23 protein-coding genes are annotated in these 23,427 nt (G+C 68.6%); 9 read left to right on the forward strand and 14 right to left on the reverse strand.

The window, feature by feature from the left end; translation table 11 throughout:
• Positions 1–49: 49 nt before the first annotated feature.
• Positions 50–682, reverse strand: coding sequence for a 3-oxoacid CoA-transferase subunit B (locus GB880_RS02595; protein ID WP_154493952.1), 633 nt, complete (start codon positions 680–682; stop codon positions 50–52).
• Positions 682–1,386, reverse strand: a complete 705-nt coding sequence (locus GB880_RS02600) for a CoA transferase subunit A (RefSeq protein ID WP_154493953.1) — start codon at positions 1,384–1,386, stop codon at positions 682–684. Before GB880_RS02600 ends, GB880_RS02595 begins: the two co-directional genes overlap by 1 nt.
• An 84-nt stretch (positions 1,387–1,470) precedes the next feature.
• Here GB880_RS02600 and GB880_RS02605 point away from each other — a divergent pair, with 84 nt between their 5' ends.
• Positions 1,471–1,833, forward strand: a complete 363-nt coding sequence (locus tag GB880_RS02605) for a DUF488 domain-containing protein (RefSeq protein ID WP_154493954.1) — start codon at positions 1,471–1,473, stop codon at positions 1,831–1,833.
• Here the strand turns inward: GB880_RS02605 and topA are convergent.
• The 6 genes from topA to GB880_RS02635 all read right to left on the reverse strand — a co-directional run bounded on the left by topA (position 1,830) and on the right by GB880_RS02635 (position 8,588).
• Positions 1,830–4,454, reverse strand: a complete 2,625-nt coding sequence (gene topA, locus GB880_RS02610; protein ID WP_154493955.1) for a type I DNA topoisomerase — start codon at positions 4,452–4,454, stop codon at positions 1,830–1,832. The genes GB880_RS02605 and topA overlap by 4 nt on opposite strands.
• A gap of 158 nt (positions 4,455–4,612) precedes the next feature.
• On the reverse strand, positions 4,613–5,449 hold the full coding sequence (locus GB880_RS02615; protein WP_154493956.1) for a ferredoxin--NADP reductase: 837 nt from the start codon (positions 5,447–5,449) through the stop codon (positions 4,613–4,615).
• Between the two features lie 15 nt (positions 5,450–5,464).
• Positions 5,465–5,875, reverse strand: coding sequence for a DUF934 domain-containing protein (locus GB880_RS02620; protein ID WP_154493957.1), 411 nt, complete (start codon positions 5,873–5,875; stop codon positions 5,465–5,467).
• Complete coding sequence (locus GB880_RS02625) at positions 5,872–6,603, reverse strand: phosphoadenylyl-sulfate reductase (RefSeq protein ID WP_154493964.1); 732 nt, start codon at positions 6,601–6,603, stop codon at positions 5,872–5,874. The genes GB880_RS02620 and GB880_RS02625 overlap by 4 nt, the downstream gene beginning before the upstream one ends.
• Positions 6,596–8,251 (reverse strand): nitrite/sulfite reductase, encoded by a 1,656-nt coding sequence (locus tag GB880_RS02630; protein WP_154493958.1) that lies wholly within the window; start codon positions 8,249–8,251, stop codon positions 6,596–6,598. The genes GB880_RS02625 and GB880_RS02630 overlap by 8 nt, the downstream gene beginning before the upstream one ends.
• Complete coding sequence (locus tag GB880_RS02635) at positions 8,244–8,588, reverse strand: DUF2849 domain-containing protein (RefSeq protein ID WP_154493959.1); 345 nt, start codon at positions 8,586–8,588, stop codon at positions 8,244–8,246. The genes GB880_RS02630 and GB880_RS02635 overlap by 8 nt, the downstream gene beginning before the upstream one ends.
• A 123-nt stretch (positions 8,589–8,711) precedes the next feature.
• Here GB880_RS02635 and GB880_RS02640 point away from each other — a divergent pair, with 123 nt between their 5' ends.
• Complete coding sequence (locus tag GB880_RS02640; protein WP_154493960.1) at positions 8,712–9,194, forward strand: Lrp/AsnC family transcriptional regulator; 483 nt, start codon at positions 8,712–8,714, stop codon at positions 9,192–9,194.
• On the opposite strand, the gene GB880_RS02645 is transcribed toward GB880_RS02640, so the two are convergent.
• The 5 genes from GB880_RS02645 to GB880_RS02665 all read right to left on the reverse strand — a co-directional run bounded on the left by GB880_RS02645 (position 9,191) and on the right by GB880_RS02665 (position 13,926).
• Entirely contained in the window at positions 9,191–10,297 is a 1,107-nt protein-coding gene (locus tag GB880_RS02645) for a pyridoxal phosphate-dependent aminotransferase (protein WP_154493961.1), read from the reverse strand. The two genes, GB880_RS02640 and GB880_RS02645, sit on opposite strands and share 4 nt — an antisense overlap.
• A 62-nt stretch (positions 10,298–10,359) precedes the next feature.
• Positions 10,360–10,596: an Lrp/AsnC ligand binding domain-containing protein gene (locus tag GB880_RS02650; RefSeq protein ID WP_154493962.1), complete on the reverse strand. Its 237-nt coding sequence runs from the start codon at positions 10,594–10,596 to the stop codon at positions 10,360–10,362.
• 30 nt (positions 10,597–10,626) lie between these two features.
• A complete protein-coding gene (locus GB880_RS02655; RefSeq protein ID WP_154493963.1) occupies positions 10,627–12,003 on the reverse strand; it encodes an MATE family efflux transporter in 1,377 nt (458 codons plus the stop codon).
• A gap of 64 nt (positions 12,004–12,067) precedes the next feature.
• Positions 12,068–12,745 carry a L,D-transpeptidase family protein gene (locus GB880_RS02660; protein WP_263467263.1) on the reverse strand — a complete coding sequence of 226 codons (678 nt, stop codon included), beginning with the start codon at positions 12,743–12,745 and terminating at the stop codon, positions 12,068–12,070.
• Positions 12,742–13,926, reverse strand: coding sequence for a MalY/PatB family protein (locus tag GB880_RS02665; protein WP_154494421.1), 1,185 nt, complete (start codon positions 13,924–13,926; stop codon positions 12,742–12,744). The genes GB880_RS02660 and GB880_RS02665 overlap by 4 nt, the downstream gene beginning before the upstream one ends.
• A 78-nt stretch (positions 13,927–14,004) precedes the next feature.
• Here GB880_RS02665 and def (GB880_RS02670) point away from each other — a divergent pair, with 78 nt between their 5' ends.
• The 5 genes from def (GB880_RS02670) (at position 14,005) to fmt (ending at position 18,317) form a co-directional block, all read left to right on the forward strand.
• Positions 14,005–14,526, forward strand: coding sequence for a peptide deformylase (def, locus tag GB880_RS02670; RefSeq protein ID WP_154494420.1), 522 nt, complete (start codon positions 14,005–14,007; stop codon positions 14,524–14,526).
• Positions 14,519–15,064, forward strand: a complete 546-nt coding sequence (locus tag GB880_RS02675) for a peptide deformylase (protein WP_263467264.1) — start codon at positions 14,519–14,521, stop codon at positions 15,062–15,064. The genes def (GB880_RS02670) and GB880_RS02675 overlap by 8 nt, the downstream gene beginning before the upstream one ends.
• 48 nt (positions 15,065–15,112) lie before the next feature.
• Positions 15,113–15,613: a peptide deformylase gene (gene def / locus GB880_RS02680; protein ID WP_154494418.1), complete on the forward strand. Its 501-nt coding sequence runs from the start codon at positions 15,113–15,115 to the stop codon at positions 15,611–15,613.
• Between the two features lie 76 nt (positions 15,614–15,689).
• Positions 15,690–17,333, forward strand: coding sequence for an alpha/beta hydrolase (locus GB880_RS02685; protein WP_154494417.1), 1,644 nt, complete (start codon positions 15,690–15,692; stop codon positions 17,331–17,333).
• An 81-nt stretch (positions 17,334–17,414) separates the two neighbouring features.
• Positions 17,415–18,317, forward strand: a complete 903-nt coding sequence (gene fmt / locus GB880_RS02690; protein ID WP_154550724.1) for a methionyl-tRNA formyltransferase — start codon at positions 17,415–17,417, stop codon at positions 18,315–18,317.
• 7 nt (positions 18,318–18,324) lie between these two features.
• Here the strand turns inward: fmt and hrpB are convergent, their stop codons facing one another.
• Positions 18,325–20,745: an ATP-dependent helicase HrpB gene (gene hrpB, locus GB880_RS02695; protein ID WP_263467265.1), complete on the reverse strand. Its 2,421-nt coding sequence runs from the start codon at positions 20,743–20,745 to the stop codon at positions 18,325–18,327.
• 156 nt (positions 20,746–20,901) lie between these two features.
• Here hrpB and GB880_RS02700 point away from each other — a divergent pair, with 156 nt between their 5' ends.
• Entirely contained in the window at positions 20,902–22,269 is a 1,368-nt protein-coding gene (locus tag GB880_RS02700; RefSeq protein WP_154494627.1) for a YcjX family protein, read from the forward strand.
• A gap of 13 nt (positions 22,270–22,282) precedes the next feature.
• Positions 22,283–23,404, forward strand: coding sequence for a YcjF family protein (locus GB880_RS02705; RefSeq protein ID WP_263467266.1), 1,122 nt, complete (start codon positions 22,283–22,285; stop codon positions 23,402–23,404).
• The last annotated feature ends 23 nt before the right edge of the window (positions 23,405–23,427 follow it).

Below are 23,427 nucleotides of genomic sequence, written 5' to 3' on the forward strand. Positions count from 1 at the left end.
TTGCTGAAGGCGGCCGGGGCGGCAGCGATCGCGCCCCGGCCGGTGTCGTTCAATCGACGATCGTCGCCTCGGTCGCGGCGCGCAGCTCGGCTTCGGTCACGCCATCGGCAAGCTCGACGATCTTCAGCCCGCCGGGCACCACGTCCAGAACCCCGAGGTTGGTGATGATGCGGTTCACCACCTTCTGCCCGGTCAGCGGCAAGGTGCATTCGCGCAGCACCTTGGATTCGCCGGCCTTGTTGGTGTGATCCATCACCACCACCACCCGGCCGACGCCGGCGACCAGATCCATGGCGCCGCCCATGCCCTTGACCAGCTTGCCCGGGATCATCCAGTTGGCCAGATCGCCGTTTTCGGCCACCTCCATCGCGCCCAGGATCGCCATGGCGATCTTGCCGCCGCGGATCATGGCGAAGCTTTCGGCGCTGTCGAAATAGGCGGTCTGCGGCAGTTCAGTGATCGTCTGCTTGCCGGCGTTGATCAGGTCGGGATCCTCTTCGCCTTCATAAGGGAAGGGGCCGATGCCCAGCATGCCGTTTTCCGATTGCAGCGTGACCTCGACCCCCTCGGGGATATAGTTGGCCACCAGCGTCGGAATACCGATGCCCAGGTTCACATACCAGCCGTCCTGCAATTCCCGCGCGGCCCGGGCCGCCATCTGGTTCCGATCCCAACCGGCCATCACGCGGTCTCCTTCTTGCGGGTGGTGCGCTGTTCGATGCGTTTTTCGTGCTGGCCCTGGACCAGGCGATGCACATAGATGCCCGGCAGGTGGATGCTGTCGGGATCAAGGCTGCCCGTGGGCACGATTTCCTCGACTTCGCAGACGCAGACGCGGCCGCATTTCGCCGCCGGCACGTTGAAGTTGCGCGCGGTCTTGCGAAAGATCACGTTGCCCGATTCATCGGCCTTCCAGCCCTTGATGATCGACAGATCCGCAAAGATGCCGCGTTCGAGGATATAGGTCTGGCCGTCGAATTCCTTGTGTTCCTTGCCCTCGGCGATGACGGTGCCGACACCGGTGCGCGTGTAGAAGCCGGGAATTCCCGCGCCGCCCGCGCGCATGCGCTCGGCCAGCGTGCCCTGGGGATTGAATTCCAGTTCCAGCTCGCCCGACAGATACTGGCGCATGAATTCCGCGTTCTCGCCCACATAGGAGGAGATCATCTTGCGGATCTGGCGCGAATCCAGCAGCTTGCCCAAGCCGAAGCCATCGACGCCGCAGTTGTTGCTGGCGATGGTCAGGTCGCGGGTGCCCGCCTTGAGGATCGCGTCGATCAGCAGCTCGGGAATGCCGCACAGCCCGAAGCCCCCGGCCGCGATCAACATTCCGTCATGCAACAGGCCGTCCAGCGCGGCATCCGCGCTCGCATAGACCTTTTTCATCCGTCCCTCCACAGTTGACGGCATTGTTTTGGCCAGTTTCCAACCCCAAGTCAACGAAAGTGCAAGCCGGCACCGAGGGCTGCGATGTTCCCGATCACGCTGCGCCGCGTCTACGATCCCCCGCTTGCCGGCGAGGGCCGCGCCGTCCTGGTCGACCGGCTGTGGCCGCGCGGCATCCGCAAGGCCGAACTGGCCGATGCGCTGTGGCTGAAAGAGGTTGCACCCTCGACCGGGCTGCGGGTGTGGTTTCACCACAACCCGGACCAGTGGGCAGAGTTCAAGCGTCGTTACCGGACGGAACTGGAGGTCGATCCCGCACCCTTGACGCGGCTGCGCCAGCTGGCCCAGACCGGGCCGCTGACGTTGCTATATGCCTCGCGCGACCGCGAACAGAACCACGCGCAGGTGCTGCGCGATCTGTTGCAGGGCGCCGCCCCCCGGGCCTAGCCCTTGGCCGCAGTCTGGGCGCCCGCCTTCGTTGCCGCCGATTTCCTGGGCGCGGCCTTCTTTGCCGCCGGCTTTCCGGCCGCCGCCTTGGCGGTGGTCTTGCCGGTGGCCTTGGTCGCCGCCGCGGCCTTCCTTGCGGCCGGTTTCGCGGCCGGCTTGCGGCCCGATTTCGCGGCCTTTTCGGCGATCAGTTCCAGCGCCCGTTCCAGCGTGACCGATGCCGGTTCCAGATCGCGGGGCAGCGTGGCATTGACCTTGCCCCATTTCACATAGGGGCCATAGCGGCCGTTCAGCACCTGCACCGGACCGCCGTCGGGATGTTCGCCCAGTTCTGCCAGCGGCGCGGCGCTGGCGGCGCGGCCGCGCACGGGCTTGGCGGCCAGCACCTCCACCGCACGGTTCATGCCGATGGTGAACACCTCGTCGACATCGGGCAGGTTGGCATATTTCGACCCGTGCTTGACATAGGGGCCATAGCGGCCGATCCCGGCCTCGACCAGGACGCCGTCGTCGGGATGCGGGCCGATCGGGCGCGGCAGCGCCAGCAGCGCCAGCGCCCGTTCCAGATCGACCGAAGCAGGATCCCAACCCTTGGGGATCGAGGCGCGCGGCGGCTTGGGATTGTCGGCCGTGGCCTCTCCACGCTGGACATAGGGGCCAAAGCGACCGTTCTTCAGGCTGATCTCATCATCCCCGTCCTGGCCCAGCACGGTGTCGCCCACCACCTCGGCATCGGGGCTGCCGATCGGCCGGGTAAAGCGGCACTCGGGATAGTTGCTGCATCCGACAAAGGCACCGCCGCTGCGCGCGGTCTTGAGGTGCAGCCGGCCCTGATGGCACAGCGGACAGGCGCGCGGGTCGGACCCGTCCGGGCGCGGCGGGTAAAGATGCGGGGCCAGCGCCTCGTCGATCGCCTCGAGCACCTCGCTGATGCGCAGCTCGCTGGTGTTTTCCAGCGCGGCGGTGAAATCGCGCCAGAACCGGCGCAGCACCTCGCGGTAAGCCCGCTCGCCCGAGGAAATGTCGTCCAGTTCCCCTTCCAGATTGGCGGTGAAGTCATAGCTGACATAGCGCGGGAAATATTTCAGCAGGAAGATTGTGACCAGCCGGCCCTTGTCCTCGGGGATCAGGCGGTTCTGTTCCTTGCGGACGTAATCGCGGTCCTGGATGGTGGTGACGATGCTGGCATAGGTCGAGGGCCGGCCGATACCCAGCTCCTCCATGCGCTTGACCAGCGTGGCCTCGGTATAGCGGGGCGGAGGCTGGGTAAAATGCTGCTCGGGGGTGATGGCGCGTTTTTCGGCGGCCTCGCCCTGCTGGATCGGCGGCAGGCGGCGGCTGTCCTCGTCATCCTCGTCATCGCGGCCTTGGTCATAGACGCGCAGGAAGCCGTCGAACAGCATCACCTGGCCATTGGCGCGCAGCCCCACCTGGCCGTCGCTGCTGCCGATCTCGACCGTGGTGCGCTCCATCCGGGCCGATTCCATCTGGCTGGCGATGGTGCGTTTCCAGATCAGGTCGTAAAGCGCCTTCTGATCCTTTTCGGCCACCGGCAGACGGTCGGGCGACAGCATCATGTCGGTGGGGCGGATGCATTCATGCGCTTCCTGCGCGTTCTTGGCCTTGTTCTTGTACATGCGCGGGCTTGCGGGCAGGTATTCCTGACCAAATCGGGCGCGGATGGCGTCGCGCGCGGCCATCACCGCCTCGGGCGCCATGTCGATGCCGTCGGTGCGCATGTAGGTGATGTAACCGGCCTCGTAGAGGCGCTGGGCGGCGGACATGCAGGCGCGCGCGCCCAGCCCCAGCTTGCGGCTGGCCTCCTGCTGGAGGGTAGAGGTCATGAAGGGCGGCCAGGGATTGCGGCTGGCGGGCTTGGCGGTGACGCTGGCAATGGACAGATCGCGCGCGCGGATCGCCGCCACAGCCAGCTGCGCCGTCGCTTCGTCGGCGATGTCGAAACGCTCGAGTTTCTTGCCGCCGAAGACGGTCATGGTGGCGTCGAACTCATCACCGCGCGGCGTGGCCAGGCGCGCGTGGACCGACCAGTATTCGCGCGGCCGGAAGGCCTCGATCTCCATTTCGCGGTCGACGATGATGCGCAGGGCGACCGACTGCACGCGGCCAGCCGACTTGGCACCCGGCAGCTTGCGCCACAGCACCGGCGACAGGTTGAAGCCGACAAGGTAATCCAGCGCGCGACGGGCCAGATAGGCATCGACCAGAGGCTGGTCGATCTGGCGCGGATGCGCCATGGCTTCGGTCACGGCCGAGCGGGTGATGGCGTTGAAGGTCACGCGGCTGACCTCGGCGCCCTTCTTCAGGGCCGGGGCCAGGGCCTCGAGCAGGTGCCAGGAAATCGCCTCGCCCTCGCGGTCGGGGTCGGTGGCCAGAATCAGGTGCGGATCGTCGGCCAGCGCGTCCTTGATCGCCTTGACATGCTTGCGCGAGTCGGCGGCGATTTCCCATTTCATGGCAAAATCTGCCTCGGGATCGACGCTGCCATCCTTGGGCGGAAGGTCGCGCACATGGCCGAACGAGGCCAGAACCTTGTAGTCGTCGCCCAGATATTTGTTGATCGTCTTGGCCTTGGCCGGAGATTCCACGACGACGACTGGCATGAACGTTCCTTCGCTTGATTCGGCGCCGGAACATGGGCGCCGGCCGGCGAACTGTCAACGTCAGCCTTTGCCACAGACCCCGCCCAAGGCCACGCCACGGCCCGCGCGCCCCATCGAGGGGCGCCCGTCCCGTGGGGCCATGCCCCCTGGCGCCCCGCTCAGATGCCGTCGCCCACGAAAGCCTTTTCGACCACGAATTCGCGCGGTTCGCTGTTGGCGCCCTCGCGCAGGCCGAAACCTTCGAGCACCTGCTTGACATCGACGTTGAAGGCCAGACTGCCGCAAACCATGGCGCGGTCGTCGGCCGCATTCATCGGCGGCAGGCTCAGATCGGCAAAGACCTTGCCGGTGGTCAGGTTGTCGGTGATCCGGCCCATGCGTGCCGAAGCCTCGCGCGTGGTGGTCGGGTAGTAAAGCAGCCGATTGGCAAATTCGGCCCCGTAGAGTTCGCCCAGCAGCGGATCGTGCTTGAGGTTTTCGACCAGTTCGCGGCCATAGGCCAGTTCGTCGACGTTGCGGCAGGTGTGCATCATGATGACCTGACCGAAGCGCTCATAGGTCTCGGGGTCGCGCATCAGGCTGGCAAAGGGCGCCAGGCCGGTGCCGGTGGCCAGGAACCACAGCCGCTTGCCCGGCAGCAGCGCGTCCAGAACCAGCGTGCCGACCGGCTTGGGGCGCAGGATGATCTGGTCACCCGGCTGGATGTTCTGCAACCGCGAGGTCAGCGGCCCATCCGGCACCTTGATCGAGTAGAATTCCAGTTCGTCGTCCCAGGATGGCGAGGCGATGGAATAGGCGCGCAGGATCGGCTTGCCATTGTCGTCGGGCAGGCCGATCATCACGAATTCGCCCGACCGAAACCGCAGGCTGGCCGGTCGCGTCACGCGAAAGGAAAACAGCCGGTCCGTCCAGTGCCTGACCGCGGTCACGGTCTGGGCGTCGGGCATGGTCTTTGCGGGTTTGGCGGCAGTGTCCAAGGTCAGATCCAGCGTCATGGTCGGGGTCCGGGATTATCTAGTGCAATGAGGAAGGGGACGGAACCCCGAGTTTGAGCCGGCAAGGCGGGCGCGATGGTCCCAGTCCTGCCAATCGGCGCGGGCCTGCCACTGTTCGGCCGGCTGGCGCGCAGCCAGCGCGGCGGTGATGCGCACCTCGTCAAAGCCGACGCGGCGGGCCATGGCATATTGATCGGCGATCAGCCCCCCAACCGCACGCAGGCGACCGCGATAGCCCTTTTCCCGCAGCAACCGCGCCAGGGTAAAGCCCCGACCGTCGGTAAATGCCGGGAAATCCACCGCAACAAGATCATGATCCAGCAGCGAATCCAGCGTTGCCGGATCGGTATCGGGGGCCAGCACCACCGGCTCGGCGCCGTCATCGGCATGAAAGCCGTCATCGCGGACAATGATGTAATCGGTCATGCATTCGCTCCTGCACGGACGGCCTTGCCGCCGATGAAATGGATGCCGCATTCGGTCTTGTTGCTGCCACGCCAGCGCCCGGCGCGCGGATCCTCGCCCGGTTTGATCGGCGAGGTGCAGGGCGCGCAGCCGATCGAGGCATAGCCCTTGGCCACCAGCGGATGGCGCGGCAGATTGTTTTCGGTGATGTAGTCCTGAACATCCTGGGGCCGCCAATGCGCCAGCGGATTGATGCGCAGACGCGACGGCGGTTCCGATTCGAAGAACTCGAGCTGCTGACGCTCGCCCCCCTGGAACCGCTTGCGGCCGGTGATCCAGGCATCGAACCTGGACAGTTCGCGTTCCAGCGGCACGGTCTTGCGAAAATCGCAGCAGGCATCGGTGTTGAACTGATGCAGCGTGCCGTCGGGATCGTTCAGCGCCACCTCGGGCTCGGTGGCGCGGATCACCCGCACATCGGTCAGGCCCAGCTTCTGGGTCACCTCCAGCTGATAGTCCAGCGTTTCCTGAAACAGCATCATCGTGTCGATGAACAGCACCGGGGTGCCCGGCGCAACCACGGAAACCATGTGCAGCAGCACCACCGATTCGGCACCAAAGGAGGACACCAGCGTGGTCGAACCCAGGTCGGGATCGCGCAGCGCCCGGCGCAGAACCTCGGTCGCGGCATGATGGCGATAGCGGTCGTTCAGGCGCGCCGCGCGCGCATCCAGGGTCTGATCAAGCATCGGCTGCATACAGCGCCGCCTTGAACGGAGCCACCCCCACACGGCGATAGGCGTCGATGAAGCGTTCCTCGGGCGATTCGCGCAGCTCGAGATAGGTGTCGATGATGCGGTCGATGGCGCCGACCACTTCCTCGGCCGGGAAACCGGCGCCGGGACGCTGGCCGATGGCCGGGATGTCATAGCCATCGCCACCCAGGGTGATCTGGTAATTCTCGACCCCGGCGCGATCCAGCCCCAGGATGCCGATATGGCCCAGGTGGTGATGGCCGCAGGCGTTGATGCAGCCCGAGATGCGGATGTCGATGCGGCCGATGTCCTCCTCGAGGTCGCGGGCGCGGAAATGGTCGGCGATTTCCTGGGCGATGGGGATCGACCGGGCGGTGGCAAGGGCGCAGTAGTCCATGCCCGGGCAGGCGACGATGTCGCTGATCAGCCCGGCATTGGCAGTGGCCAGGCCCGCGCCCCGCAACTCCTGATACAGGGCGAAAAGGTCGGATTTGTGCACATGCGGCAGGACCACATTCTGGTCGTGGCTGATGCGCAGGTCCGAATGGCCATAGCGCTCGGCCAGATCGGCCAGCAGGCGCATCTGTTCGGCGCTGGCATCGCCCGGGGTCTGGCCCGGCGCCTTGAAGGTCACCTTGACGCTGACATAGCCCGGCGCCTTGTGCGCGGCCAGGTTGGTGTCGGTCCAGCTGCGGAAGGCGGGGTGATCGGCGCGGCGGGCGCTGTAGTCGCCCTCGTCCGCCTCGCGGAACGCCGGCGCGGCGAACAGCCCCTTCAGCGCGGCCAGGTAATCCTGATCGACGCCGGTGAAGGCAGCGCGGCGGTTCAGGAACTCGGCCTCTATCTCTTGACGCATGACCTCGAGCCCGCGCTCGGCCACGGTGATCTTCAGCCTGGCCTTGTATTTGTTGTCGCGCCGGCCCGAGAGGTTGTAGACAGCAATGATCGCCTCGAGATAGGGCAGCAGGTCGGCCTCGGGCAGGAATTCGCGCACCACCTGGCCCAGCATCGGCGTGCGCCCCAGCCCGCCCCCGATCCAGACCTGATAGCCGATGGCGCCCTGATCGTCGCGACGCAGCCGCAAGCCGATGTCATGGGCGGCAATCACCGCGCGGTCCTTTTCCGATCCGGTGATCGCGATCTTGAACTTGCGCGGCAGGAATTGATACTCGGCATGGTCGGTGGACCATTGCCGGATCAGTTCGCCATAGGGCCGCGGATCGGCCACCTCGTCGGCGGCGGCCCCGGCATAGGCGTCCGTGGTGACATTGCGGATGGTATTGCCCGAGGTCTGGATGGCGTGCAGCCCCACCTCGGCCAGAGCGTCCAGCATGTCGGGAATGTCGATCAGCTTCGGCCAGTTGAACTGGATGTTCTGGCGCGTGGTCCAGTGACCGTAGCCCTTGTCCCATTTCTCGGCCAGCAGCGCCAGGGTGCGCATCTGGTCGGGGCTGATGGTGCCATAGGGAATGGCCACCCGCAGCATATAGGCATGCAGTTGCAGATAGACGCCGTTCATCAGCCGCAGCGGCCGGAATTCATCCTCGGTCAGGCTGCCGTTCAGGCGGCGTTCGACCTGGCTGCGGAACTGCTGCGCACGGTGGCGCAGGTATTCGTTGTGCTGGGGACGGGCGTCAAACATTGTTGGCCTCGAATTCGGAGCTGCCCAGATCGGCCTGCTTGCCATGGAAATAGTTGGATGGACCGCGACGACGAAAGGCTTCGCGGAAATGCGCGGGCTCGGGACGACCGTCCGGGCCGCGGCGCGCCTCGGCCAGATAGGGGCCGACCACCAGCGTGCCCTGCGCCATGGCCTCCAGCAATGCCAGTTCGGCGATGGCTTCATCCTCGAAAAGCTGCGCCTCGCGCGGGTCATCCGTCCAGCCGCCGTCGCGCATCCACACGCAATGACCCTGGCGCAGGTCATTTGCGGTAATGACGGCGGGGGTTGCGGGGGATGGGGTAAAGCCTTTGGACATGGCCTGTGCCTTTCGTGTTTCGTGGCCTATATATAGAAAAAAATCCCCCTTATTGACGAGTAGGGCGCGAAAATAAGAAACTTCTTCCGCCCGATAGCGAGACTGCAAGGACCACGTTTCAGAATGAGCGATAACCCCCAAACGCCCGCACGCCTGGATGACACGGACCGCAAAATCCTGTCCCTGCTGCAACAGGACGCCACCCTGTCGCTGGATGACATTGCCGCACGGGTGGGGGCGTCAAAGACCCCGGTCTGGAACCGGATTCGCAAGCTGCGCGAGGCGGGGGTGATCCGTGGCCAGGTGGCGCTGCTGGACCCTGACGCATTGGGGCTGGACGCCTGTTTCTTCGTGCTGATCCGCACCAGCGAACACGATCCCGACTGGGCGCGGCGGTTCCTGACCGCGGTGCGCGCCCGCCCCGAGGTGATCGAGGCCCACCGCCTGGCCGGCGACATCGACTATATCCTCAAGGTGCGGGTCCGCAACGCCCGCGCCTATGACCGCTTCTATCAGGCGTTGATTTCGCAGGTGCGCATTCACAACGTCACCGCGCTTTTGTCGATGGAGGAGCTGAAGGCGACCACCGCCTTGCCGCTCGACTAGCCCCCCAGGGCCCGCAGCGCCCCCGGCAGGGCTTGGGCAAAGGCATCCAGCTCTGCCTCCGGCCCGCAGGAGACACGGATGCAGCGGTTCATCGGCGCCACGCCGGGCATGCGCACGAACACCCCTGCCCGTCCGAGTTCCTGCAACAGCGCGCGGGCAAAATCGCCGTCGCGCCCGGTGTCCAGCGCCACGAAATTGGTGGCCGAGGGCAGCGCGACCAGCCCGTGCTCGGCGCCGATGGCGCTCAGGCGCTGCCGCGCCAGGGCGACCTGATCGCGCAGATGCGCCAGCCAGTCGCGATCCCCCAGCGCCGCCAGCGCCCCGGCCTGGGCAATGCGGTTCACGCCGAAATGATTGCGGATGCGGTCGAAACCCGCGATCAGTTCGGCCGGACCGATGGCATAGCCAATGCGCGCGCCGGCCAGTGCATAGGCCTTGGAAAAGGTGCGAAAGCGGATGACGCGCGCATCCTCGGGGTCGATCCGGGGCAAGGCAGCCTCGGGGGAGAATTCGCCATAGGCCTCGTCCAGCACCAGCAGGCTGTCCGCAGGCATCGCCTCGAGCATCGCCAGGATGCGCGCGCCGGCATGCCAGCTGCCCATCGGATTGTCGGGATTGGCCAGATAGACCAGCCGCGCCCGGTGCTGGCGGGCGGCGGCGACCAGGGCTTCGGGATCCTCGGCATCGTCGCGATAGGGCACCTTGACCAGGCGACCGCCAAAGCCCGCGACATGATAGTTGAAGGTCGGATAGGCCCCGTCCGAGGTCACCACCACCTCGCCCGGCGCCAGCATCAGCCGCACCAAGAGGCCCAACAGCCCGTCGATCCCCTCGCCCAGGATGATGTTTTCGGGCGCGACACCGTGGTGTTCGGCCAGGGCATGGCGCAGGTCGTGATTGTCGGGATCGCCGTATTTCCACACCTCGGCCGCCGCCCTGGCCATGGCCTCGACCGCGCGCGGCGACGGGCCGAAGCCGTTTTCATTGGCCCCCAGCCGGGCGCGAAAGCGGATGCCGCCCTGGCGCTCGAGCGTCTCGGGGCCGGTAAAGGGCACGGTGGCCGGCAGGGCGGCCGCGATGGGGGCAAAGCGAAATCGGCTCATGCGGTCAGCAAAAGCGCAAAGCGGCCGGCCGCGCAAGGCCCGGCGTGCCGCCGGCGGCGCGCTCAGAACGCCTTGAAGGTCATGGTGGTCAGCGTGCGGCGGATGTCGGGGATGTCGAACAGGTTTTCTGCCAGAAAGCGGCCGACATCCTGATCCTCGGGGACGTAGATCTTGGCGATCAGGTCGTAATCGCCCGAGGTGGAATAAAGCTCGCTGACAATTTCGCGGTCATAGATCGCATCGGCGACCTCGTAGGTCTTGCCGGGGGTGCAGCGGAACTGGACGAATACCGGGCGCATGACCGACCTCCTGAAGGTGACGGGCAAAGGTTAGACCGACGCCGCCGGCCGGGTCCAGTCCCCCCGCGCCCAGCCGCGCCAGAACCGCCGCATCAGCAGCACCGCCGCGCAGGTCAGCCCGGCGACCAGCCCCAGCCAAAGCCCCTTGGGCCCCAGCCCCAGCACAAAGGCCAGCCCATAGGCCACCGGCATCCCGATCAGCCAATAGCTGATCGCGGCAATGATCATCGGCACGCGGGTGTCCTGCACCCCGCGCAGCAGCCCCAGCCCGATCACCTGCATCGCATCTGTCAGCTGGAACAGCCCGGCATAGAACAGCAGCCCCGCCGCCAGGGTGATCAGCGCCGGAGTTTCGGGCTGGCGCACGTCCAGATACAGGCCGACAAGCTGACGCGGAAACAGCACGAATGCCGCCACTGCCATCAGCGCAAATATGACCGAAACCACGATCACCGTGACCCCGGCATCGCGCATCCAGACGGCATCGCCCCGCCCCTTGGCCTGGCCGATGCGCACGGTCGCGGCATTGGAGATGCCCAGGTGCAGCATGAAGGTGATCGAGGCGATCTGCAGCGCGATGCCATGCGCCGCCAGCTGCATGGTGCCGATCCAGCCCATCATCACGTTCGAGCCGACGAAAAGCCCGCCCTCGGCCAGCATGGTCAGGCCGATGGGCATACCCAGGCGGAACACCGCCTTCATCTCGGCCCAGTCGGGGCGCCAGAAGCGCTGGAACAGGCGATACTTGCGCGCCGCCGGCAACCATGCGGCATAGCCGATCAGCATCAGCAGTTGCAGCACCTGCACCGACAGCGAAGCGATGGCCGCGCCGCGCACCCCCAGCTCGGGCGCACCCAGGTTGCCAAAGATCAACACCCAGTTCAGCAGGATGTTGACCGGCAGCCCGATCAGCGTCACCCACAGCACCACCTGCGTGCGTTCCATCGCCGCCAGATAGCTGTTCAGCGTCAGCGCGCCCAACACGGCAATCAGACCGAAGCCGGCGATGCGCAGATAGTCCTGCGCCAGCGCCGCAACCACCGGCTCCTGACCGATTGCCAGCAGAATCGGTTCCGAATACCACATCGGTGGCAGCGACAGCAGCGCCACGGCCGTCGACAGCCACAGCGCCATGCGGGTCGAGCGTCGCACCTCGACCTCGTCTCCGCGGGCGATGGCGGCGGCAATCACTCCCATGACGCCGATGCCGAAGCCCATGCCCAGAAAGAACAGGATATGAAAGAACGACGTGGCGATGACCAGCGCCGCCAGTTCCTCGACACCATACCAGCCGATCATCACCGTATCGGCGACCCCGATGGCCATGCGCGCCAGATGGCTGCCGACCAGCGGCAGCCCCAGCGCGAAGGTCGCGCGCAGATGCGGAAGGTATCGCGTCGAAATCATCCCGATGACTTAGCTGCCGGCGCGCGTGGCGGCAAGGGCGGGCATCAGCGCCGGCCGGATCGGCTCAGGGCCGGATCTCGACCGGGGTGCCGATGCGGGCATGGGCAAAGATTTCCTCGATCTCGGCATTGGTGACGGCGATGCAGCCGGCGGTCCAGTCGCCCTTGACGCGATAGCCCTCGGGCACCTGATTGGGCTGGCCGTGGATCATGATGTCGCCGCCGGGGTCGTAACCGCCCCGCCGCGCCGCCGCGCGATGATGCGGTTGCGGGTAATCCAGGCCCAGCGACAGGTGAAAGGCGCTGTTGCGATTCAGCCGGTCGATGCGGAACAGCCCTTCGGGCGTGCGGCCGTCACCCTGGCGCGTCTTGTCGCCTTGGGGCGAAAAGCCCAGCGCGATGCGAAAGCTGCGCGGCGGCCCCTGCTGCTGCCAGACCGTCATGCGCCGGGCGGATTTCTCGATCAGGATGCGCTCTACGGGCGAGGAGATGGGCGCCTGCGGGATGCCCTGTGGTGGCCGCGGCGGGCGGGCCACCGGGGGCCAGCGCAGATCGGGCAGGCGAAATTCCGGCAGGCGGAAATCGGGCAGGCCCGGCCATGGCCCACCCGGCTCAGGCGGCTGCCGGCCGGTGACGGGCGGCGGGGCCGGCGTGGGCCGCGGCTGCGGCGCCCAGACCAGCCACAGTCCCCACAGCAGCGCCGCCATGCACAGCGTCGCGAAAATTCCGCCCAGCCGCCTCATTGCAGGTCGCGGAACGCCTCTTGCAGGCGGGCGACGGCCTCGGCGACGCGGACGCGCGGCGTGGCGAGGTTGAAGCGCAGGAAACCTTCGCCGCCGGTGCCGAAGGTGTGGCCGTGATTGGCGGCGATCCGCGCCTGGCCCTGCACCCGGTCCAGGATTTCCTGATGCGTCATGCCGGTGCCGGAAAAATCCACCCAGGCCAGATAGGTCGCCTGCAACGGCATCGACCGCAGCCCGGCGATGCGGCCGATGCCCTCGTCGAACAGCCGGCGGTTGCCGTCCAGATAGGCCACCAGCCGGTCCACCCAGTCCGCGCCCTGCGGCGAATAGGCGGCGGCCACCATGCCCAGGCCGAACAGCCCCGGCGACAGGCCCAGCGCCACCATGCGCTGCTGCAACTGCCGGCGCAGGCCGGCATCGGCCACGATGATATTGCCGATATGGGCGCCGGCGATATTGAAGGTCTTGGTAGCCGCGGTCAGCGTCACCAGGCGGGGCAGCGCCTCGGGGACAAGGGCGGCCAGAACCTGATGGCGCGGCGAATCGGGCATCACCAGGTCGTGGTGGATTTCGTCGGCCACTAGCACCAGGTCATGGGCGATGCAGAATTCGGCCACCTGCCGCAGCTCTTCGTGCGACCAGACCCGGCCGCCGGGGTTGTGCGGAGAGCACAGGATCATCATCCGTTCGCGCCCGGTCAGCCGCGCGGCCCAGCCCTGCCAGTCCATGCGATACTGGCCATCCTCGACCACCAGCGGGAATTCGACGACCTCGCGGCCGGCCGCCCGTATCACCCGGGCAAAGGCGTGATAGACCGGGGTCATCAGCACCACCGCATCGCCCGGCCGGGTCAGGGCATCGACACAAAGCGCGGTGCCGTTGACCAGGCCATGCGCGGTCAGGATCCAGTCGGGATCGACCTGCCAGCCGTGGCGGTTGTCCATCCACCAGCCGATCGCCTGCAGATAGGCCGGATTGGCGCCGGGATAGCCATAGATGCCATGGGCGGCCATGCCCTCGACCGCGCGCTGGACGACCCGTGGCGGACGGAAATCCATGTCGGCCACCCACATGGCGATTCCCTCGGCCGGGGCGACGCCATAGACGGCCTGCATGTCGTCCCATTTGCTGCAGGCTGTGCCCGTGCGATCGATGATCTCGTCGAAATCGGGTGCGGTCATGGCCCCCTCGCTGCAAGTTTTTCCGCGCAAGCATAGCGGCTTGTTGCGCTGCGCCAAGCCATGTCCTAGATCACGGTCATGACATTGCGCCCCATCCTTCTGCATCCCGACCCGCGGCTGAAAAAGGTCTGCGCCCCCGTGGCGCGCATCACCCCCGAGGTCGAGACCCTGGCCGCCGACATGCTGGCGACCATGTATGACGCGCCCGGCGTCGGCCTGGCCGCGCCGCAGGTGGGCGTGCTGTCGCGGCTTTACGTGATGGATTGCAACAAGGACCCCGAGGCCGAGCCGCAGCCGCTGGTGCTGGTCAACCCCGAGATCACCTGGACCTCGGAGGAGCTGAACACCTATGAGGAAGGCTGCCTGTCGATCCCCGACCATTATGCCGACGTGACCCGCCCCGCCCAGGTGCGCATGCGCTGGCTGGGCCTGGACGGCAAGACGCATGAACGGGAATTCGACGGGCTGTGGGCCACCTGCGCTCAGCACGAGCTGGACCACCTGGATGGTCGGCTGTTCATCGACTACCTGGGCCCGATCAGGCGCCAGATGATCACGCGCAAGATGGTCAAGCTGAAACGCGAGCGGGGTCGTGCCTGAGCTGTTGACGCCCGAGGATCTGGCCGGGGGCGCCCAGCCCCCCGATCTGGCGCGGCTGGCGGCACGGGGCCGGGTGCAGCCGCTGCGCCTGCATCCCGATCCGATCCTGCGCCGGCGTTGCGAACCGGCGGGCGTGCTGGGCTCGGACCAGCTGCGCGACCTGGCCGCAGACCTTCTGGCCACCATGTATCACGCCGGTGGCCGCGGGTTGGCGGCGCCGCAGATCGGCCATGCGCTGCGCATCTTTGTCATGGACCCGGGCTGGAAGGATGGACAGCCCAGCCCTCTGGTGGTGCTGGACCCCGACATCCTGACCCGCTCGCCGGAAACCGAGACCGCCGAAGAGGCCTGCCTGTCGATCCCCGGCCGCAGCCTGGCGGTCCGTCGACCCTGCGCGATCAGCCTGCGCTGCTTTGACCTGACGGGGCTGGAAACCGTGCTGGAACTGAGCGGCATCGCCGCACGCATCGCGCTGCACGAGGCCGATCACCTCGACGGGCGGCTGATCCTGGACCTGGCCGGCGACGACCATGGCTGAGCCGCGCCCCGCCCGCCCGCCTCACCCCGTCCTGCTGGAAGCCATCCGATGACCGTCCGCGCCTTTCTGCCCTATGCCGACCGCCGGCTACACATTCCCGCCGCCCCGGTCGAGGGGATCACCGAAACCGTGCGCATGATCTGGGACGACATGATCGACACCATGGAGGCGATGCCGGGCGTGGGCCTCGCGGCGCCGCAAATCGGCATCATGCTGCGCCTTGCGGTGGTCGATGCCTCGGAACGGCGCGGCCAGGCGCTGCGCATGGCGAACCCCGAAATCCTGCATGCCAGCGTGCAACTGCGCGCGCATGAGGAAGCCAGCCCCAACCTGCCCGGCGTTTCGGCCCGCATCGAACGGCCGCGTGCCGTCACCGTGCGCTTCCTGAATGCCGATGGCGAGATCGAGGAGCGCGATTTCGTCGGGCTCTGGGCCACCTCGGTCCAGCATCAGATCGACCATCTGGCGGGACGGATGTATGTCGATCACCTGTCGCCGCTGCGCCGCAAGATGCTGGTGGCGAAATCGGCCAAGCTGACGCGGCGCTGACGGGCTTTTCTTTGGCCGGTTGCGCCCCTAGCATCGGCCTTGCCACCCGACCCGCCCCGGCAATCGAAAGGGATCGATGCTGCGCCAGTTCTCGCTGCTGCCTCTGCTGATCGGGCTGCTGTTCGTCGCCGCCTCGCTGACACCGTCGCTGGTGCCGCGCGACTGGGTCATGCAGGGCGTCCTGGCCGGGGCCTCGATGGGGGCGGGCTATGTGGCCACGCAATTCCTGCTGGGCCTGTGGAAGGCGCTGGAGCTGCCGGTGCTGCGCGGGCGCGCGGCGCGGCTGGCGCATCTGCTGGTGGCGGTGCCGGTGCTGGCGCTGCTGATCCGCTGCGTGGCCCTGACCGGCCAGTGGCAGGACAGCATCCGCAGCCGCATGGGCATGCCCCCGCTGGAGGCGGCCAATACCACCAAGATGCTGCTGCTGGCGCTGGCGGTGTTTCTGCTTCTGTTCCTGCTGGGCCTGGCGGTGCAGGGGCTGTTCGACCTGCTGCGCAATCGGCTGGCGCGGGTGATCCCCTATCGCAGCGCCAATGTGCTGGGGCTGCTGCTGGCGGCGCTGATCGTGGTGGTGCTGACCCGCGACGGGGTGGTCAATACCGCCATGCGCATCGCCGACCGCTCATATGTCGCGGCCCAGCACCTGACCGATCCCGACGTGCCGGCGCCGGTCGAGGACTGGCGGCCCGGCGGTCCCGGTTCGCATGTGGACTGGGCGCTGATGGGCAAGCCGGGGCGCGATTTCGTCCTGGGGGGCGCCGATGCGGCGGCGATTGCGGCCTTCACCGGCCGACCGGCCCGGCAACCGCTGCGCATCTATGTGGGCCTGGCCCAGGCCGAGGAGCCCGAAACCCGCGCCCGCATCGCCCTGGCCGAAATGCAGCGGCTGGGTGCCTTTGACCGCAAGGTGCTGGTGGTGGCCAGCCCCACCGGCACCGGCTGGATGGACCCGGCCAGCTATGACGCGCTGGAATATCTGCACGACGGCGATGTGGCGACGGTGGCGGTGCAGTATTCCTATCTGCAAAGCCCGCTGGCACTGATCTTTGAAACCGATGCCGGGCTTGCGCAGGCCACGGCGCTGATGCAGGCGGTCTATGACCATTGGCGCGGCCTGCCCGCCGACCGCCGGCCGCGGCTTTACATGCATGGCATTTCACTGGGCGCCTGGTCGTCGATGTATGCCTTCAACCCGTTCCAGATGATGAACGAGCCGATTTCCGGCGCGCTGTGGGTCGGGCCGCCGTTCCCCTCGACCCTGTGGCAACAGACCAATGCCGCCCGCCGTCCCGGCAGCCCCTTTGTCCTGCCTGAAATCGACGATGGCGAGGTGATCCGTTATGCCAGCCAGTTCGCGCCGCCCGACCGCTCGGGGCAGACATGGGGGCGGCTGCGCATCCTGTTCCTGCAATATGCCAGCGATCCGATCGTGTTCTACAGCCCCGCCTCGCTGTGGCGGGCGCCGCAATGGATGCGCGAGCCGCCGGCGCCGGATGTGTCGCCGCTGCTCAGCTTTACCCCGATCGTGACGCAGTTGCAGCTGGGGCTGGACATGCTGGTATCCACCGCGACCCCGCCGGGCTTTGGCCACAATTACCACGCCCATGATTATATCGACGGCTGGCTGGCGGTCACCGCCCCCGCAGGCTGGACCCCGGCCGACATCGCCCGGCTGAAGCAGATCTGTGGCCGCCCCGGCCAGCCCGGCTGCGCGCATTAGCCCGCAGGGGCGGTTTTCATCCGCCGCGCGGACTGGCATATCGGGCCGCAACCCTCCCCTTGCCCAACGACCGAGGCCGACATGCGCGTGATCTTCATGGGAACCCCCGATTTCTCGGTCCCTGCGCTGCGGGCGCTGGCGACGCGGCACCAGATCGTCGCCGTCTATACCCAGCCGCCGCGCGCCGCCGGGCGCGGGCAGAAACCGCGCCTGTCGCCGGTGCATCAGGCCGCGCAGGCGCTGGCGCTGCCGGTGCGCACCCCCGAGCGGCTGAAATCGCCCCAGGATCAGGCCGAATTTGCCGCCCTGGCGGCGGATGTGGCGGTGGTGGTGGCCTATGGGCTGATCCTGCCGCAGCCGGTGCTGGATGCGCCGCGGCTGGGGTGCCTGAACATCCACGCCTCGTTGCTGCCGCGCTGGCGGGGCGCCGCGCCCATCCATCGCGCGATCATGGCCGGCGATGCCGAAACCGGGGTGGCGATCATGCAGATGCAGGCGGGGCTGGACACCGGGCCGGTGCTGGCCAGCGCCCGCACCCCGATCGGTGCGCAGGACACCACCGCCGATCTGCACGACCGGCTGGCGGCGATGGGCGCCGATCTGATCGCCGATGTGCTGGACCGCCTGCCGCTGCCGGCGCTGCCGCAGCCGGACGAAGGGGTGACCTATGCCCACAAGATCGACAAGGCCGAGGCGCGGATCGACTGGTCGCGCCCGGCCGAACAGATCGACCGCCAGATCCGCGGCCTGTCGCCGTTTCCCGGCGCCTGGTGCATGGTCGGCGGCGAAAGGCTCAAGCTGCTGCGCTCGCGCCTGGTGGCGGGGCCGCAGGTCGCGGCGGCGCCGGGCACCGTGCTGGAGGGGTTCACCCTGGCCTGCGGCCAGGGCGCCATCGAGGTGCTGGAGGCCCAGCGCGAGGGCAAGCGGCCGATGCCCGCGGCCGAAATCCTGCGCGGCATGACCTTGCCCCCACGGCTGGACTAGGCGGCCGTCAGCTGCCGCGCGGCTTGGCGCGGGTGGTGGGATCGGCCTCGAGCGGGTTTTCCGGCCAGGGGTGTCGCGGATAGCGGCCACGCATGTCCTTGCGCACATCGCCATACCCCCCCGCCCAGAATCCGGGCAGGTCGGTGGTCACCGCAATCGGCTTGCCGCCCGGCGACAGCATCGAAATGCGCAGCGCCCGGCCGCCGACCACCGGATGCCGGGCCAGCCCGAACAGTTCCTGCAGCCTGACCTCGATGCCCGGTGTGTCCTGATCGTAGTCGATGGGCACCTTGCGCCCCAGGGGCGTGACGAAATGGGCCGGCGCCTCGCGGTCCAGCCGCGCCTGCCCGTCCCAGCCCAGCCGCGCGCGCAGCGCCTCGGTCAGGTCCAGCGCCCGCAGATCGGCCAGCGTCCGTGCCCGGGTCAGCCAGGGTAGCAGCCAATCGGCATCGGCCAGCAGGCTGGCATCATCGACCGGACCCAGTTCGGGCACCAGCGCCATGCGCGCCCGCAGCCGGGAGGCCGCCGCCGTCCAGGGCAGGCCGACCTGCCGCAGCCCGTCCAGCGCCGCACGCGCCAGCGCCTGCGGGTCCGGATCGTCCAGCCCCCGGTCCGACAACACCAGCGCGCCCAGCCGTTCCTGACGCCGGGCCAGCACCCGGCCGTCACGGCGCGACCATTCGACCGTTTCCACCACCGCGATGCGATCGGCGAACAGGGCGCGCAGATCGGCCTCGGTGACCGGCGCGGCCAGGCGGATGCGCGGCTCGCGCGCGGCGCCGTCGAGATCTGTGGCGACCAGCAGCCTCTCGGCCCCCATTGCATCGCCTTCGGCCAGGACCGCGCCCTTGCCGCCCGACAGCACATAGCGCGGCTGATCGCCCTTGCGCCGCAGGCCGATGCGGTCGGGATAGGCCAGCGCCGCCATGGCGCCCGGCGACAGATCGCCCGCGCCCGGCTGTGCGGCCCGGCCGACCAGCCGGCGCAGGCGCCGCGCCTCGTCCCGGATGCGCTGCAGGATAGCGTCGTTGACCGGCCAGGGGTGGCGGTCGCGATAGCCTGCCGGATCGCGCAGCGCCGCCAGCCGCAGACCCAGATCCGCCGGCGCCCCGGTCAGGGGATCGCGGTCGGCCATCAGCGCCGCCAGATCGGCCGCCGCCGCGCCCGCCAGCACCAGCATATGCGCCAGCCGCGGATGCAGCGGCAGCGCCGCCAGCCGCCGGCCGTGATCGGTGATCCGCCCCGCCGCATCCAGCGCGCCCAGGTCGCGCAAGAGCGCCCGCGCCTCGGCCAGGGCGGCAGCGGGCGGCGGGGTCAGAAAGGCCAGATCCGCCCCGTCCGAGCCCCAGATCGCCAGTTCCAGCGCCAGCCCGGCCAGGTCGGCCACGGCGATCTCGGGCGGGGCAAAGGGGGGCAGCGCGCCTTCCTCGGCCCGCGCCCACATCCGATAGCAGATGCCGGCGGCCACCCGACCCGCACGGCCGCGGCGCTGTTCGGCCTCGGCGCGGCTGACGCGTTCGGTGACCAGCCGCGACATGCCCGAACCGGGGTCGAACCGCGCCCGCCGCGCCCGGCCGGCGTCGACCACCACCCGCACGTCGGGCAGCGTCAGCGAGGTTTCCGCGATCGCGGTGGCCAGCACCACCCGCCGCCCCGACGAAGGCCGCAGCACCGCGCGCTGCGCCTTGAAATCCATGGCGCCATAAAGCGGCAAGACCTCGGCCGGCAGGTCCAGCAGGGCCATGACGCGGCGGATCTCGCCCTCGCCCGGCAGGAACACCAGGATGGTGCCGCCCAGATCGCGGGTCGCGGCCTCGGCCTCGGTCACCAGACGCGCGGCCTCGGGGACAAGGCGGCTGCCGGCGGGCAGCGGCCGGTCCAGCCAGCGGGTTTCGACCGGAAAGGCGCGGCCCTGCGACCGGATCACCGGCGCATCATCCATCAACGCCGCCACAGGTTCCGCATCCAGCGTGGCCGACATCACCAGCACCGCCAGATCGGGCCGCAGCGCCAGGCGCGCCTCCCACAGCAGCGCGAGGCCCAGATCGGCGTTCAGGCTGCGTTCGTGAAATTCGTCGAGGATCACGCAACCGACCTCGTCCAGCGCCGGGTCCGATTGCAGCATCCGCGTCAGGATGCCCTCGGTCACCACCTCGATGCGGCGACCGGGCACCGAATCGCCGCGGATGCGATAGCCGATGCTGTCGCCCAAGGCCTCGCCCAGGGTTTCGGCCATACGCTCGGCGGCGGCGCGGGCGGCCAGGCGGCGCGGCTCGAGCATCAGGATGCGGCCTTGGATCACCTCCAGCAGCGCCAGCGGCACGCGCGTGGTCTTGCCCGCGCCCGGCGGCGCCACCAGCACCGCGCGGCCGTGCCGGGCCAGCGCGGTCGTCAGGTCGGGCAGCACGTCGTCGATGGGCAGGCGCATGGCTGCCTTATGGCAAAGCCGCCCGCCCGCGAAAAGGCCCGGGCGCACAGCAATGCAACCAAGCGCCGCGACCGGTTGTTGTCCCGGGCCGGCACCGTCACTACACAGGACCGGCTGGCGCACATATCTTGACCCCGCAACAACGCCGGAGACGTGATGGGTATCGCTGACGATCTGATGCAGGGGCTGGGCCTCGGCGATCCGGTGCTGCGGCTGGGGGTGACGGGACTGTCGCGCGCCGGCAAGACGGTGTTCATCACCTCGCTGGTGGCCAATCTGCTGGACCGGGGTCGGATGGCGGCGCTGAGGGCGGCCGCCGACGGATCGCTGAAGGCGGCCTGGCTGCAACCGCAGCCCGACGATACCGTGCCGCGATTCGACTATGAACGCCATCTGGCGGCGATGACCGGACCCGACCCGCATTGGCCCGAGGGCACGCGCCATGTCAGCCAGCTGCGGCTGTCGCTGCGCGTGCAGCCGCGCGGCATGATCGCCGGCTGGCGCGGCACCCAGGTGCTGCATCTCGACATCGTCGATTATCCCGGCGAATGGCTGCTGGACCTGCGGCTGATGGACCGCGATTTCGACCTGTGGTCGCAAGAGGTGCTGGACCGGATGGTCGGCCGCCCCGGCGCGGACGGGTTTCGCGCCGCCCTGGCCGCGACCGATCCGGCGCGCTTCGATGAAACCGCCGCCCAGGCGCTGGCGGGCGCCTATACCCGGCATCTGCACCTGTCGCGCGAGGCGGGCTGGTCCGATTGCACGCCCGGGCGCTTCCTGATGCCGGGCGAACTGGACGGATCGCCGGCGCTGACCTTTACCCCCCTGCCGCACGAGATGCGCGACAGCGTCCTGGGGCGGGAATTCGCCCGCCGCTTCGGCGCCTACAAATCGCGGGTGGTGCGGCCGTTCTTTCGTGAACATTTCGCCCGCATCGACCGGCAGGTGGTGCTGATGGACGTGCTGGGGGCGATCCATGCCGGTCCGCAGGCGGTCGAGGACATGCGCCGCGCGATGGCCGATGTGCTGACCGCCTTTCGCCCCGGCCGGGCCGGCTGGCTGGCGCAGCTGCTGGGCACCCGTCGGGTCGAGCGCATCCTGTTCGCCGCCACCAAGGCCGACCACCTGCATCACCTGCAGCATCCGCGCCTGACCGCGATCACCGCCGCCATGCTGCGCGAGGCGCGGGACCGCGCCGATTTTTCCGGCGCCCGGACCGAAGCCATGTCCATCGCCGCCCTGCGCACCACGACCGAGGAGATGATCCGCCAGGACGGCGAGGACCTGCCGGCGGTGCGCGGCACGCTGCTGGACGGCCGCCAGGCCGCCTTTTATCCGGGCGAGCTGCCGGCCAACCCAGCCGAGCTGCTGGTGCCCGCCAGCCAGGGCGCGCAACGCTGGCTGGACGGCGATTATGCGGTGATGAGCTTTGCCCCGGCGCCCAACACCTTGCGTCCCGGCGACGGGCCGCCGCACATCCGGCTGGACCGCGCGGCGGAATTCCTGATCGGGGATCGGATCTGATGGGGGAGATGTGATGACCGAACCTCCGAAGCGGCGCGGACCCTTGCTGGTCGAGATGTCGGGCGGCGATGCCCGGCCCGCGCCAGATACCGGCGCCCCCGCGCCAGACCCGACCCCGGACGGCGACCGGCGCGACCGCCGTGCGCCGCGGGCCGAATGGCAGGCGGGGTCGGCGCCCCCCTCGCCCGCCGATGCCCCGGCGATCGAGGACGGCCCGCCGCTGCTGCCGCAGCCGCGCAGCATGCAGATGGTGTCGCGGCTGATGGGGGCGGGCCCCTCGCGGCTGACGCGGTTCTTCATCAACAGCGGGGTGGCGCTGTTCACATTCCTGCTGTCGGTGGCGGCGCTGAACTATCTGACCGATCTGTTGAACCGCTATCCGCTGCTGGGCTGGATCGGCATCGGGCTGATGGCGCTGTTCAGCCTGGCCGCGCTGGCGATGGCCTGGCGCGAATATCGCGCCTGGGCACGCTTTGCCGCCATCGACGGCATCAACCGTGCCGCCGGGCAGGCGTTGGCGACCGGCGATGTCCGCGCCGCGCAGCAGGTGGTGGACCGGCTCGAGGCGCTCTATCGCGGCCGGCCCGAACTGGAATGGGGTCTGACCCGCCTGCGCGAGGGCAAGGCCCAGGCCTATGACGCCGACACCCTGATCGCCCTGGCCGAGACGCAGCTGCTGGCCAGCCTGGATCAGCAGGCCCGGCGCGAGATCGAGGCGGCGGCGCGCACGGTGGCGGCAGCGACGGCGCTGATCCCGCTGGCGCTGGCCGATGTGATCGCCGCGCTGGCAGCCAATCTGCGCATGATCCGGCGCATGGCGGAAATCTATGGCGGGCGGGCCGGCGCGGTCGGCGGCTGGCGGCTGGCGCGCACGGTGATGACGCATCTGGTCGCCACCGGCGCGGTGGCCGCCGGCGACGATCTGGTCCATACCGTCGCCGGCGGCGGCATCCTGGCGCGGGTCTCGAAGCGTTTCGGCGAAGGCGTGGTCAATGGCGCGCTGACCGCCCGCGTCGGCATCGCCGCGATGGAGGTCTGCCGGCCGCTGCCCTTCCTGCACCAGCCCCGGCCCAAGGTCGGCAACCTGATCGCCCGCGGCCTCAAGGGCCTGTTCGGCGAGGATGATCCGCGCTGAGCACAGCCGGTTCCGCCGCGCCG

Origin of the sequence: Paracoccus sp. SMMA_5_TC, assembly GCF_009696685.2 — a bacterium.
In the GTDB taxonomy this organism is placed as follows: Bacteria; Pseudomonadota; Alphaproteobacteria; order Rhodobacterales; family Rhodobacteraceae; genus Paracoccus.